Consider the following 13,114-nt stretch of genomic DNA (forward strand, 5'->3'; position numbering starts at 1 on the left):
ACAACATGCTTTATCCCTGTCTAAAACCCAATTCTCCTCTTACCACCACCACTCTTTCCTTCATAATGCTCTTTCAACTTTTCCAATTCAAATACGTAACCACCGCTTAGAATAGGGAAGCGTGTCCAGCTGCGAGAATCGAGGTTGTGGGTGTCGAGGTGGAAACCCGGTGCGTAACGCTCTCTTTTCCACTGGTTTCGGCTCCAAAGCTTAAAGAATCTGTTCGTCCAACTGTAAAGGTCTTCTCGGCTATATTGGTTTTCATAGAATTTCTCTAAGTTCCTAAAGCACTCCACCGGCGATTTTTTATCTCTGATGGCCAACTGCTCAATGTGGTTGAGAACTTTATATGGCATCAGGTCTTTTTCGTCGGTTTGTTTGTTGTCTTTTGGTCGCAATTCGGCCGTTGGTTGTAAGGCGTTGACGTATTTCAATCCTTCTATTTTTATGTGTTTTCCTTTTACTTCACAGCCAGTTTTTTCAAGCCAAATTAACCAAGTTCTTAGCCAATCTTTATCAATTCCAGCAATCGGACTGATACTTCCTGCTGTGTCTCCGTCCATGGTGCAGTAGCCTACTGCCACTTCTGAGCGGTTTGAGGTGGCCAAAAGTAAATGATTGTGAAGGTTGGCTAGCATCCACACACCTGGAGCACGCACGCGAGCCTGAATATTTTGCATTGGTAGGTCATCGGTAGCCCAACTCAGCTTTCGCCCAATTTGGTCTTCAATCAAATGACTGTAGCTATCCACCAAGCCATTGATGTTGATTTTCATAAACTGAGCACCAATAGATTCCGCTAAATTTTTGGCAGAGTTTAAAGTGTCATCTGAGCTGTTTTCTGTTCCTTGATAGATGGTCAGTATCAGTTTTTCTGTTAGTTCTTCTATTGTTTTGGTATTTTTAACCTCTGGTATATAGCTGAGTTTATCTTTAAATGCTTCAAAGCCAATGCTTTCGTCTCCAAGCCTTACCATCAATCCACACAAAGCTGTGCACGCACAAGAGTCAGCTCCTCCAGATAAAGAAATGGTAAAACCAAATGAGCGAGACTTTCGGAGATAATCAAAAAGTGCTAAACTTACTGACCTCGAAAACTCCTCTTCTTTTAATGATCCACCACTTTCAAAAGCTTCCATTTCAGCAAAACTGGTATTGGGGATTTCAGAAAAAGTCAGTTCAAAATTTGATTGTATCAATTTCAAATCTGGTGGCAAGCTCGATTTTATTTTGGCTTGCTCGATTTTGTTTTTGCCAATATCAATGATGGCCGACGTAAGTGTAAAATCAGCATAACTAAAACGTTGACTAGAGGCCAATACGTCACCACCTGAGCAAACCATGGCATCGCCGTCGAAAATTAACCTTCCTGACTCATTACCGAGCAAATTGGTGTAAACATAGGCACAGCTAAACGCCCTAGAGGCGTCAGTGACCAATTGTTCTCTTATCTTGAATTTGTGAAAGCCAAACGGACTTGCACTTGGGTTTAATATAATATCTACACCCTTGTCGAAATGTCTGGTAGCCGGTCTATTCGCTACCCAGGCATCTTCACATATTTCGAGGCCTATGCGAATATTGTCAAAATTGAAAACTAAATCTCCAACCGGATATTTGATGCCTTTAATGCTTATCTCTGAGGTCTGGCCTGGTTTCCATCTGTGAAACCAGCGGTCTTCATAGAAAAGACCGTAGTTGGGCAAATGTTGTTTGCACACAAATCCAAGTATCTGTCTATTGGCTATAACACAAGCTGAATTGTATATTTTGTTATTCAACCATATCGGTAAACCAACGCAAGCTACTATGTCTGAAGTTTGGTCAACAATATCCTCTAAAATTTCCAATGACAGTTTGAAAACATCAGGCGAATAAAAGGCATCCTCACATCCATAGCCCGTAATACAAAGCTCTGGTAAACACAAAACTTGTATTTCCTGATTTTTTGCCTCCGCTATTGCTTTTAGAATATTGGCTTTATTACCGTGCCAGTCGAGTGGAGTTTGATTTAATGCAGAAGCTCCTACTTTTACTAATTCCATGCTTGTGTTTTAATTTGATTCAAAATTAAAAAAATAAAAGCATAAATAAGAAAAGAATAGTTTTTTGCAAAAAGGTTAAGGTAAATATAAATAAATCAAGAAAATATATCACCGTGCACAAATGAAAATGTATCCGTTTAATAAGAAAATGGGGTAATTCTAAATACTTATCCAGCGGTACTAATTATAATGTAATTTATTTATTTTTAATAGTTTATGTGAAATTTATAGAATTGATTTATGTCAATTCTGTGAATTGACTTAGTAACTATTACTGAAATGATAGTCTTAACTTTGCAATTGATTTAAATCAATTACAGAATTTCCTAATCGAATCAAAATAAAAAAAACACAAAATGCAAGTTACCATCTCAGAAAGACCAACAGAAGTTAAAGGATTAAAATATACCACACCGAAACCGCAGAACTCTGCTATTTCGACTACCTTTTCGGGATGCTATACCATGGAAAAAATCGGAGGGAAACAATTTTGCTTCGTATTCGATAGAGGAATTGAGTTTTAATATAAATAAGAAAGAAGGGTGAAAAATTTCACCCCCCTTTACCCGTCCTATTGAGTGAAAACTTTACTAAAATCTTAATTGAGTGAATCGAATTGAGTGAAAATTAACGGAACATAATTGAGTGAACAATTAAAACCATTAAGCTAAAAATTAATCGCTCCGCACACTTCTTATAAATTATCTATATCGCTTTGAGTGAAACATTTTACTGAAATCACTTTCGAACTTTCCCCTTAAGAAAATGTATATTTTATTAGGAAAGCACTTCGTCAGGTTAGGGGAAAGTCGAAGTGAATATTATGATGTCCCATATAAATAATGGAGAATTTCATGCCAAGTGTAAGCATGATTTTTTTTTTGACTTTTTTTTCAGATTTTTTCTCTAAATTATTCTTGTTATAGTACAAAAAGCGGACACATTATGTATCCGCTTAATAATTATGATGCCTTTCAATAATTTTTCTTACTTTTTTAGTTGCCCTAATTTGGTGTCGCCATTAGATAACTTTTTATAAATTATCTTATTTAGTGGTATGTTTTTTGACAACATCAATGCAGCTCAAAAGCTGCCTCTATTTCAACAGTAATTCTTCCGGGTAGCGAGCCCATTCCTACGGCACTTCTAACTCCAATACCGTTTTCTTCACCAAAAATTTCAGCGAACAATTCGCTGCATCCGTTGATAACATACGGGTGTGTGCCGAAATCAGGGTGGGCATTGACCATACCTAATACTTTTACCACACGTTTTATTCTGTTCAGAGAGCCTAGATTCTTTTTAAGGGTTGCTAATATTGTTAAGCCGACTTGTCTGGCCGCTAATTTTCCGTATTCCTGATCTACATCCAAGCCAACTTTGCCCACAAACTGGGTGCCATCGGGCAGGTTAGGGCCATGTCCAGAAACATAGGCCATGTTGTCAACAATTAGGATGGGTTTGTACACACCAGCTGGTGCTGGAGCATCGGGTGTTTCGCTTGCGTAAGCTTCAAATTTGATGTCTGCTGTCATATTACTTGGTCTAGTACCAACACGCCAAGAAGTCCAATTATAGAAACGATGGTTTCCATAATGCTCCAAGTCTTGATGGTGTCTTTTATACTTAAATTAAAATACTCTTTGAAAAGCCAAAATCCGCCGTCGTTAATGTGTGAAAACATCAAACTACCTGAGCCAATGGCCAAAACCATAAGCTCCGGCGATAGGCCGGTTTGGGCCTGAATCATGGGTAGTAGTACACCAACTGCTGTCAGGCCAGCAATAGTTGCAGAACCCACACAAACTCTGATTAAGCCTGCTATGGCCCAGCCTAGAATAAGTGGATTAATATCTACACCCAATAATAGTCCGGCTATATATTTACTCGTTCCACTTACTATAAATATTTCTTTCAAAGCTCCCGAGCCAGCAATAATGAGTAAAATGGGAGCAACGTTTTTGAAAGCTTCCTCCAATAGTTTAGCTACCTGAGGCATGGTTTTGCCTTGTTTGATGCCCAAGAAATAAATAGCCACCAAAACCGAAATTAACAAACTAAAGTTGGGTTCGATTAGCAAATGGATTTTGAAATTATCTTTCATCATTTGCGAAAAATTATTGAAATTTTGCTCCATTCCTTCCGGGAGAATTCCCATAATCAGGTTGTACCAAAGAGAATAAGTTAGCAAAAATACTGGTAACAATGCAACCAAAAAACTCACCAAAACACTCGGAGGATTTTTGATCTCCACTTTTTCGCTGGCAAAAAGGCTGGTGTTGATCTCAGGTTTGTATTTCTTCAAGGTGCTACCAAATAATGGTCCAGCAACTGCGATAGCTGGAATGGCTACCATGATGCCATAAAAAAGGGTTTTACCTAAGTCGGCGTTAAGTTGTGTAGCGATAGCCGCCGGTGACGGATGTGGGGGTAAATATCCGTGTGCTACAGACAATGCCGAAAGCATTGGAATACCTATATAAAGTATCGGTAGTTTGGTAGATTGCGAAATGGCAAAAATTAAAGGAATAACGATAACAAAACCGGCATTGTAAAATAAAGGAAGGCCTATAATAAAGCCAGCCAATGCTAAGCCCCAAGTGAGGTATTTGTCTTTGAAGACAGAAATGATTTTGTTGGTAATCTGCTCAGAGGCTCCGCTTGAGGCCACCAATTTGCCCAGCATGGCTCCAAATCCAATAATCAAGGTAAGCTCTCCGAGGGTATTGCCAACCCCGGTCTGTATGGCTTTAGACAAAACAGGAATCTCCAACTGGTTGGCCAATCCTAATCCAATGGCTACTAAAATAAAAGATATAAAAGTGTCTAACTTGACTACGGAAACTAAGAGTATCAGAACCAAAATGGCAATGAGGGTAAGTACTAAGGGCATTTTTTTTAATTAAAGGTTGAAACAGGTCGGCAATAATAAAGAAAACCTTTGACATAATTAAATTCAGAGCAAAAAAAAGAGGAGCGATTGGCTCCTCTTTGATTCTTATTCTCTTGAAATCTTAAGACTTAATTTTTATTTTTTGGCCAACTTTTACAGTATTGCCAGATATATTATTCCATTTTTTGATGTCGGAAATTGTTACTCCGTCATAACGCTGTGAAATATTCCAAAGGGTATCACCAGGTCTAACAGTGTAGGTAGCTGATTTTTTGATAGTTTCAGAAGAACTTTTAGCGGCAATACTATTGGCTTTAACTTTTTGTTTTACGTCAACATAAATAACCAATCTTTCTCCAGCGTTAACTTGTGACGAACGCTTGTTATTCCATTTTTTGATGTCCTTCATATTCACATCATACTTCATGGCTATTTTGTTCAAAAACTCACCTCTTTTTACCTTGTGAACTTTCTTCACTTGTTTGGTTATGCTTTTGTACTTTACAGGTATTTCTTCTTGTTCATCTTCTTCTGTAACATCAGTAGTAACTGGATGCGAAGTTTTTCTACCTATTACTATTGTACCATCTTCAGTGGTACTAACGCCACCACTTGAGGCTAACATGGTTGGGTTATTTGATGGTTCATTGTTGATTGCTGGTAATTCACCTCTTTTGCTGGATGAATCTAAAATGGCTTCTCTGTTGGCGTTAAAATACGCAATATTGTTTGCAGGTAATTTAAGTTCATATCCATAAGGCATAGCCGGAAGTATATTACCTTTGATATGCGGGTTCAATTTTTTGATGTCTTGAAGGTCCATTTGTGCTAGGCTAGCCAGAACAGAAAGGTCTACATATTTATCAACCGTGATTTTTTCTGATAACATGATATGTTTCTTGTTTTCAGGAGTTATACCGTGAAGGTGACCGTAGTTCATCATATAGGCCAATGCTATAAACTGCGGTACATAAGCCCTGGTGTCAGGGTGAATGTGCGGGTGTAGATCCCAGTAGTTTGTTAGACCAGTAGAACGCATTGTTCTGCCAATTCTTCCTGGGCCGGTATTATAAGATGCTAGAGCTAAATCCCAGTCATCAAATCTTTTGTAAAGTTGCTTTAAATATTTACAAGCCGCTTCAGTAGATTTCTCAATGTGCATACGTTCGTCTATATACTCGTTGATGGTCAAGCCCATTTCTTTTCCCGTAAATGACATAAATTGCCACAGACCCACCGCTTTGCTTCTCGAAACGGCTTTTGGATTAAGACCAGATTCTAACAGAGCTAAATACTTCAATTCCTCTGGCATTCCGCTTTGTCTGAGTGCGTTCTCAAAAACTGGGAAATAAATATCTTTTTCCTCCATCATGTGTTTTGAAAAACTCGGCCTTCTAATCAAGAAGAAATCCAGGTATTTCTTCACACTTTCGTTGTAAACCATCGGCATAGTTTTTTCTATCGCCTTTAGTCTTTGCTCAACTATTTTTGGGTCTTCTATTAAAACTTTATATTCTTTTTTGTCTCTTTCATCAAAGACAATCAGTTCATAAGGATATATTATTTTCGGCTCTTCCATCACGGTGGTGTCTGCTATTTCTTGTTCTTCAAGAATAACAGTATTAACCTGAGAGTGAGCTATAGTTTGTAATCCGGCAATAAAAGAAAAGGTCAAAAGAATTTTTGAGATTTTCATACTAATAAAATAAGTTTTCACAATAATAAATAAACTAAACGAGACTTTTTAGGAAAGCAATACTTCAAAACTAATAATTATTTCCTAAAAAAAATTAATAAACAGTAAAAAAAAGTTGATTAAAAGGTGTTTAAACTAATTTTTGAACGTTTAGTGCAAATTCTAACATGTTTTTTTCGCCAAATTCTGTGCCAAGTACCTGAAATCCAATAGGAAGACCTTCTGCACTGGTACCATTGGGGATCGAAATAGAAGGTAGTCCTACAACGTTGGCATGAACGGTGAAAATGTCTGCTAAAAACATCTCCATGGGATCAGTGCTTTTAACGCCAATTTTGAAGGCTGGGGTAGGAGTAGTGGGGGACACAATAAAGTCTACCTCCTTAAAAAATGCTTCCGTTTCTTCTTTTATTATTCTTCGAACCCGCTGTGCTTTGGTATAGTATGCATCGTAGTAATCTGCACTGAGTATAAACGAGCCCAACATGATTCTTTTTTTAACTTCCTTTCCAAAACCTTCCCCACGAGTTTTCTTGTAAAGATCCTCAAGGTTTTTAGCATTTTGGTTTCTGTAACCATAGCGTATTCCATCGTAACGTGATAGGTTAGAACTCGCTTCGGCCATGGTGAGGATGTAGTAAGTAGGCAAAAGATATTTCATTTTTGGGAATGAAATAGGCACCATCGTGTGGCCGGCAAGTTTTAGTTTTTCAAGTTTTACCAGTGTGTTGGCTTTCACATCTGCCGAAATGCCTTCCGAATTAATGGCATCTTCGAAATAACCAATTTTGTATTTTTTTGAAGTCGAAGTTACTGAAGAATAATCTTCAACGGGTAAGTTTGAAACCGTGCTGTCATATTGGTCTAGCCCGGCCATTATTTCTAATAGTAATGCTGCGTCTTCAATACTGTGGGTAACCGGACCAATGCAGTCAAAAGAAGATGCATAAGCCGCTAGGCCCCAGCGGGATATTCTTGAATAGGTTGGCTTTAAACCAACAACGCCGCAGAACCCAGCTGGCTGGCGTACCGAACCTCCAGTGTCAGAACCGATTGAGGCATGACACAAATCGGCTTGAACCGCTACTGCTGATGCACCTGAAGAGCCTCCAGGGACACGTGTTTTGTCGGCATAGTTGAGTGTTGGACCAAAGGCCGAGTTTTCGTTGGACGACCCCATCGCAAACTCATCACAGTTTTGGCGTCCAATTATTATACAGTCCTCATCTATAAGTCTTTGAATGGCTGTGGCCGTAAATTGTGATTTGAAACCATCCAATATCTTACTACCTGATTGTAAGCCGTGGTCTTTGTATGCCAAAACATCCTTAATGCCGATAACCATACCTGCCAACCTTCCTGCCGTTCCATTTTCTATTTTATTTTGAATCAGCTCCGCATTAGCCAAGGCTTCTTGGTCATACACTTCCAAAAAAACATTGAGATCTTGGTTCTTCTCAATTCTGGCTAAAAAATATTGGACAACTTGAGGTATAGTGGTTTCTTTATTTTGAAGTGATTGACGATACGTAGCGTAGGTTTTATATGTCACGTCTTTGGTACGTTTAAAAAATAAAAAACAACAGGTTCAATAATTGGTATTGAATCTGTTGTTCATAAAAAATGTCTCTGGGCTATTAGTCTTCTGAGTTTGCCGCTTTTTCAATGTTTTCTTTTACATCTTTGGTAGCATCTTTAAACTCACGGATACCTTTTCCAAGTCCACGAGCCAATTCGGGTAATTTTTTCGCACCAAAAAATAATAAAATCACAAATACTATAACGAAAATTTCAGTACCGCCTAAATTTCCTAAAAACAATAATGTTGCTAATTCCATGTTTGTAAATAATTGATGTACAAATTTAATAAATTAACCATATAAAAAAACTTTTTATTTTATCAGTGGCGTTAAATCGTGTTAATGTATAGCTGAAAACTTGGTTTTTATCATGAAATATCCCTGTTCAGTAGCCAGGTTTCAAATTTCTCTATTTCTTCTGCCACGCTGTTAAAAACAAAAGTAACCAAAGCTATATCATCAGCAAAACCCAACATGGGAATGAAGTCGGGTATTAAATCTATGGGCGATAAGAAATAAACGAAAGCTGTAATGATGATCACAACATTTTTAAGGTCAATATTTCTGTAATCACCTGTTGCATAAAACTTTAGAAGTTTACCTAATGTCAATATTTTGTTTTTTACAGTAGCCAGAACAGTACTTTTACCTTCAGCCTGAATCTTACCCAATACACCTTTGAGAAGGGTAAGAATACCTACTGTATTTTTAGAAATTCGAGATGCTTTTTTAAGTGAAGTATTGTAGAAAACCGAATCTAGTATTTTACCTAAAAGTGTACTTGTGTCCATTGTTTTTTTTGAGAAAGAATTCATTTTAAATCCAATACAAATTAAACCATTCTTTTGTAATATTTGCCTAAAAAATATTAAAAATGAAAATGATATAATTGGCAATTATTAAAATTATACAATATTTTTGTTAAAATTTTTAAATCAAATAGGGTTTACCTAAAAATAGTTAAAATCACATGAAAGTTACAGTAATAGGTGCTGGTGCTGTTGGGGCTACTGCCGCTGACAATATCGCCAGAAAACAAATAGCGTCTGAAGTTGTCATTTTGGACATTAAAGAGGGTTTTGCTGAAGGAAAAGCGATGGATTTGGCTCAAACTGCCTCTATAGAAGGTTTTGATACCAAATTGGTGGGTGTTACAAACGATTACCAAAGAACAGCTAAGTCTGACGTAATCGTAGTTACCTCTGGTTTGCCACGTAAACCAGGAATGACACGTGAGGAGCTTATTGGAATCAACGCAGGTATTGTTAGAACCGTTGTAACAAACGCCTTGGCTGTTTCACCTAAAGCGATTATCTTGATTGTGTCTAATCCTATGGATACCATGACTTATTTGACCTATCAGATTGCCGCTGAAATGGGTATTTCAAAAAGAAAAGTAATCGGTATGGGCGGTGCTTTGGACTCATCGAGATTCAGATACAGATTAGGTGAGGCTCTAAATGTAGCTCAAAGTGACCTACACGGTATGGTTATCGGTGGTCATGGAGACACTACAATGATTCCTTTGACTCGCTTGGCTACTTGGAATGGTATTCCGGTAAGTAGGTTCTTGAGTGGTGAAAAATTGAAAGAAGTGTCTGATAAAACGATGGTTGGTGGAGCTACATTGACTGGACTTTTGGGTACTTCAGCCTGGTATGCTCCAGGTGCAGCAATTGGCCAGATCGTTGAGTCCATCCTTCGTGATGAAAAGAAAATTATTCCATCATGTGTTTATTTGAATGGAGAATATGGTCAAAAAGACATTTGTATAGGAGTTCCTGTAGTAATTGGAAGAAATGGCTGGGAGAAGATAATCAATTTGAGATTGAGCAATGCTGAGAAGGAAGCATTCGAGAAATCTGCTGAAGCAGTGAGAGCAATGAATGCTGCTCTGTAATTGGCAAATTGAAATACTAAGATAAAAGAAAAGCCTGAATCTCTTGAGATTCGGGCTTTTTTAATAATTCATTTTATCAAAAGTGTTTTATTCGGCTTTAGAATAACCCAATATTTGTCTATGCCCATTTAGAATAATCTCGATTTCGAAATTTTGGACGTCGAGTTTATTAACCTTGTATACATATTCATTAATAGTTATTGAGGAGCCGTCAGCCGATAGTTTAAAATCAAAGGAGGTATCAACGTCTTCACTGTAGCACTTATTTTCACCTTTGTTCCATCCATACTTTCCATCTTTCTTGCTGAATGTAAAAGTATCGTCTTTGATGCATTCTGTCAGCTGGTCGACTTCAGCATTTTTGAAAAGTGTTAATTTCCATTTTTTGATGTTACCAGCCGTGAGATAATCGATAGGCATGAGTTGAACCTCCGTTTCGATAGGCGTGCAGGAGGCCAATGTGGCTATTGTTGCAAGAATGAAAAAAAACTTTTTCATGAGGTTAATTATTTAGGAATGCTTATAAAAAAAAAACTCTTAACTAGTTGAAACTAATTAAGAGTCTATAAATATTGTACCAAAAAATAATTTTTACAATTATTTTTTAAATTCTAATTCTTTCCTAATGCTTTTAACATGGTTTCACCTATTTCAGCAGGAGAATCTACCACGAAAATACCACATTCACGCATGATGGCCATTTTGGCTGCTGCTGTGTCGTCAGCACCGCCAATAATTGCACCAGCATGACCCATTCTACGTCCTTTAGGAGCAGTTTGGCCAGCTATAAACCCAACAACTGGTTTTTTATTTCCAGTAGATTTGATGTAGTGGGCTGCTTCAGCTTCCATTCCGCCGCCAATTTCACCAATCATCACTATACCTTCTGTTTCAGGGTCGTTCATGAGCATTTCTACGGCTTGCTTTGTGGTTGTACCGATAATCGGATCACCACCAATACCTATGGCAGTAGTTTGGCCAAGACCAGCTTTTGACAATTGATCTACCGCTTCGTAAGTTAAGGTACCTGACTTAGAAACCACACCGATTGTGCCTTTTTTGAATATAAATCCTGGCATAATGCCCACTTTACATTCTTCTGCTGTTATAATACCTGGGCAGTTTGGCCCGATGAGCGTTACATCTTTTCCTTCAATGTAAGACTTGGCTTTCACCATGTCTTTGGTTGGAATGCCTTCAGTTATACAAACAATCACTTTGATACCCGCATCCGCTGCTTCCATGATAGCATCTGCTGCAAAACCCGGTGGTACAAAAATAATAGACACATCAGCACCTGTGGCTTGAACGGCTTCTTCAACGGTATTGAAAACCGGAGTTTCCAAGTGTTTTTGACCGCCTTTACCTGGAGTTACTCCTCCAACCACATTTGTACCATAATCAATCATTTGTCCGGCATGAAAGGAACCTTCCGATCCTGTGAAGCCCTGTACGATTACTTTCGAATTTTTGTTTACAAGAATACTCATCTTTATGGTTTTTTGCCGCCTAGCGGACTGAATATTTAAATGATATAAATTATTACTAAATCTTCTTCAAATGTACCTTCGAAATTAGAAAAATACAAAAAAGTTCAGTAAAAAATTTCGAATAATTTACTTAAAGTATTGATAGTTAACTATTTGATATTTTTGCTCATAAAAAAAAGTATAAATTCTAAATGAATAGAACTTATACTTTCTCTAAAATGGATTTCGGTTCTAATTAGATACCAAATGCCGCCTTAACTTTATCTACGTAGTCAAGTTTTTCCCAAGTAAATAATTCTACCTCAATCTCAGCTGTTTGTCCAGCATTGGCAAAAGTCTTTTTAACGATTTTAGACTCTCTACCCATGTGGCCGTAAGCGGCTGTTTCTGAGTAAATTGGTGTACGTAATTTTAGTCTTTGCTCTATGGCGTAAGGACGCATATCGAAGGTTTTTTCTACTATTTTGGCTATTTCTCCATCAGAGAGTGACACTTTAGCAGTTCCGTTGGTATCAATAAAAATACCACATGGCTGAGCAACACCAATAGCATAGGATACTTGTACCAAAACTTCGTCACAAACACCAGCTGCAACAAGGTTTTTAGCAATATGACGTGTAGCATAAGCTGCTGAACGGTCAACTTTTGAAGGATCTTTTCCAGAGAAAGCACCACCACCATGGGCACCTTTACCACCGTATGTATCCACAATGATTTTTCTACCTGTTAGGCCAGTGTCACCGTGAGGTCCACCGATTACGAATTTGCCCGTTGGGTTGATATGGTAAAGAATATCATCAGTAAACAACGCTTGAAGTTCGGGCTTAAGTTTGGCTTTTACTCTTGGAATAACGATATTGATGATATCAGATTTGATTTTGGCCAACATGGCTTCGTCAGCGTCAAAATCATCATGTTGAGTCGAAACCACAATGGTGTCGATTCTCTGTGGTTGATTATCATCAGAATATTCAATTGTTACCTGAGACTTTGAGTCCGGTCTAAGGTATTTGATATCAGTATTTTCTCTTCTTACGTCAGCCAATTCCTGAAGTATTTTGTGAGACAAATCCAATGCCAATGGCATGTAGTTTTCAGTCTCTTTGGTAGCATAACCAAACATCATACCTTGGTCGCCGGCTCCTTGAGCATTTGCTTTGGCTTCGAAGTCGTCGCTTGACTTACGGTCAACACCTTGGTTAATGTCTTTAGATTGTTCGTGAATTGCAGAAATAATTCCACATGAATCCGCCTCAAACATGTACTCAGCCTTTGTGTAGCCGATTTTCTTGATAACGTCACGAGCAATAGTTTGTACGTCAAGGTAAGTGCTGGTGTTTACTTCACCTGCCAAAACTACCAAACCCGTAGTTACAAGAGTTTCACATGCTACTTTTGAGGTAGGGTCAAACGCCAAAAAGTGATCGATAAGTGCGTCTGAAATTTGATCCGCAACTTTGTCTGGGTGTCCTTCTGATACTGATTCAGAAGTAAATAAATAAGCCATTTT

General features: G+C 37.9%; 12 protein-coding genes. 2 read left to right on the forward strand and 10 right to left on the reverse strand.

Annotation, left to right across the window (positions count from 1 at the left end):
• Window positions 1–20: 20 nt before the first annotated feature.
• Window positions 21–2,045: an NAD(+) synthase gene (gene nadE, locus EGI31_RS06415; RefSeq protein ID WP_255036362.1), complete on the reverse strand. Its 2,025-nt coding sequence runs from the start codon at window positions 2,043–2,045 to the stop codon at window positions 21–23.
• Window positions 2,046–2,401: 356 nt separating this feature from the next.
• Between nadE and EGI31_RS06420 the strand changes: the two genes are divergently transcribed.
• Window positions 2,402–2,569: a hypothetical protein gene (locus EGI31_RS06420; RefSeq protein WP_255036363.1), complete on the forward strand. Its 168-nt coding sequence runs from the start codon at window positions 2,402–2,404 to the stop codon at window positions 2,567–2,569.
• A 549-nt stretch (window positions 2,570–3,118) separates the two neighbouring features.
• Here EGI31_RS06420 and EGI31_RS06425 read toward each other — a convergent pair.
• The 6 genes from EGI31_RS06425 to EGI31_RS06450 form a co-directional block, all read right to left on the reverse strand.
• Window positions 3,119–3,580: a RidA family protein gene (locus EGI31_RS06425; RefSeq protein WP_255036364.1), complete on the reverse strand. Its 462-nt coding sequence runs from the start codon at window positions 3,578–3,580 to the stop codon at window positions 3,119–3,121.
• A complete protein-coding gene (locus tag EGI31_RS06430) occupies window positions 3,577–4,938 on the reverse strand; it encodes a gluconate:H+ symporter (protein WP_255036365.1) in 1,362 nt (453 codons plus the stop codon). The genes EGI31_RS06425 and EGI31_RS06430 overlap by 4 nt, the downstream gene beginning before the upstream one ends.
• Before the next feature lie 121 nt (window positions 4,939–5,059).
• The gene (locus tag EGI31_RS06435; RefSeq protein ID WP_255036366.1) at window positions 5,060–6,634 is read right to left on the reverse strand and encodes a lytic transglycosylase domain-containing protein; all 1,575 of its coding nucleotides are present in this window, start codon (window positions 6,632–6,634) and stop codon (window positions 5,060–5,062) included.
• A 130-nt stretch (window positions 6,635–6,764) separates the two neighbouring features.
• Window positions 6,765–8,186, reverse strand: a complete 1,422-nt coding sequence (gatA, locus tag EGI31_RS06440) for an Asp-tRNA(Asn)/Glu-tRNA(Gln) amidotransferase subunit GatA (protein WP_255036368.1) — start codon at window positions 8,184–8,186, stop codon at window positions 6,765–6,767.
• 85 nt (window positions 8,187–8,271) lie between these two features.
• Window positions 8,272–8,472, reverse strand: coding sequence for a Sec-independent protein translocase subunit TatA/TatB (locus tag EGI31_RS06445; RefSeq protein ID WP_255036369.1), 201 nt, complete (start codon window positions 8,470–8,472; stop codon window positions 8,272–8,274).
• A gap of 110 nt (window positions 8,473–8,582) precedes the next feature.
• A complete protein-coding gene (locus EGI31_RS06450; protein WP_255036370.1) occupies window positions 8,583–9,005 on the reverse strand; it encodes a YkvA family protein in 423 nt (140 codons plus the stop codon).
• Between the two features lie 179 nt (window positions 9,006–9,184).
• Between EGI31_RS06450 and EGI31_RS06455 the strand changes: the two genes are divergently transcribed.
• The gene (locus EGI31_RS06455) at window positions 9,185–10,114 is read left to right on the forward strand and encodes a malate dehydrogenase (protein ID WP_255036371.1); all 930 of its coding nucleotides are present in this window, start codon (window positions 9,185–9,187) and stop codon (window positions 10,112–10,114) included.
• A gap of 87 nt (window positions 10,115–10,201) precedes the next feature.
• On the opposite strand, the gene EGI31_RS06460 is transcribed toward EGI31_RS06455, so the two are convergent.
• The 3 genes from EGI31_RS06460 to metK all read right to left on the reverse strand — a co-directional run bounded on the left by EGI31_RS06460 (window position 10,202) and on the right by metK (window position 13,111).
• Window positions 10,202–10,612 carry a lipocalin family protein gene (locus tag EGI31_RS06460; RefSeq protein WP_255036372.1) on the reverse strand — a complete coding sequence of 137 codons (411 nt, stop codon included), beginning with the start codon at window positions 10,610–10,612 and terminating at the stop codon, window positions 10,202–10,204.
• A 113-nt stretch (window positions 10,613–10,725) separates the two neighbouring features.
• Window positions 10,726–11,604, reverse strand: a complete 879-nt coding sequence (sucD, locus tag EGI31_RS06465; RefSeq protein ID WP_255036373.1) for a succinate--CoA ligase subunit alpha — start codon at window positions 11,602–11,604, stop codon at window positions 10,726–10,728.
• Between the two features lie 235 nt (window positions 11,605–11,839).
• Window positions 11,840–13,111, reverse strand: coding sequence for a methionine adenosyltransferase (gene metK / locus EGI31_RS06470; RefSeq protein WP_255036374.1), 1,272 nt, complete (start codon window positions 13,109–13,111; stop codon window positions 11,840–11,842).
• Between the last annotated feature and the right edge of the window lie 3 nt (window positions 13,112–13,114).

The sequence above is a fragment of the Lacihabitans soyangensis genome, from assembly GCF_024343775.1.
Taxonomy (GTDB): domain Bacteria; phylum Bacteroidota; class Bacteroidia; order Cytophagales; family Spirosomataceae; genus Leadbetterella; species Leadbetterella soyangensis.

What these genes read in the sequence shown, in the direction of transcription:
- metK (WP_255036374.1), bottom strand. Translation starts at nt 13,111, where the DNA reads ATGGCTTATTTATTTACTTCTGAATCAGTATCAGAAGGACACCCAGAC.
- EGI31_RS06450 (WP_255036370.1), bottom strand. Translation starts at nt 9,005, where the DNA reads ATGGACACAAGTACACTTTTAGGTAAAATACTAGATTCGGTTTTCTAC.
- sucD (WP_255036373.1), bottom strand. Translation starts at nt 11,604, where the DNA reads ATGAGTATTCTTGTAAACAAAAATTCGAAAGTAATCGTACAGGGCTTC.
- EGI31_RS06455 (WP_255036371.1), top strand. Translation starts at nt 9,185, where the DNA reads ATGAAAGTTACAGTAATAGGTGCTGGTGCTGTTGGGGCTACTGCCGCT.
- nadE (WP_255036362.1), bottom strand. Translation starts at nt 2,045, where the DNA reads ATGGAATTAGTAAAAGTAGGAGCTTCTGCATTAAATCAAACTCCACTC.
- EGI31_RS06430 (WP_255036365.1), bottom strand. Translation starts at nt 4,938, where the DNA reads ATGCCCTTAGTACTTACCCTCATTGCCATTTTGGTTCTGATACTCTTA.
- EGI31_RS06460 (WP_255036372.1), bottom strand. Translation starts at nt 10,612, where the DNA reads ATGAAAAAGTTTTTTTTCATTCTTGCAACAATAGCCACATTGGCCTCC.
- EGI31_RS06420 (WP_255036363.1), top strand. Translation starts at nt 2,402, where the DNA reads ATGCAAGTTACCATCTCAGAAAGACCAACAGAAGTTAAAGGATTAAAA.
- EGI31_RS06425 (WP_255036364.1), bottom strand. Translation starts at nt 3,580, where the DNA reads ATGACAGCAGACATCAAATTTGAAGCTTACGCAAGCGAAACACCCGAT.
- EGI31_RS06445 (WP_255036369.1), bottom strand. Translation starts at nt 8,472, where the DNA reads ATGGAATTAGCAACATTATTGTTTTTAGGAAATTTAGGCGGTACTGAA.
- EGI31_RS06435 (WP_255036366.1), bottom strand. Translation starts at nt 6,634, where the DNA reads ATGAAAATCTCAAAAATTCTTTTGACCTTTTCTTTTATTGCCGGATTA.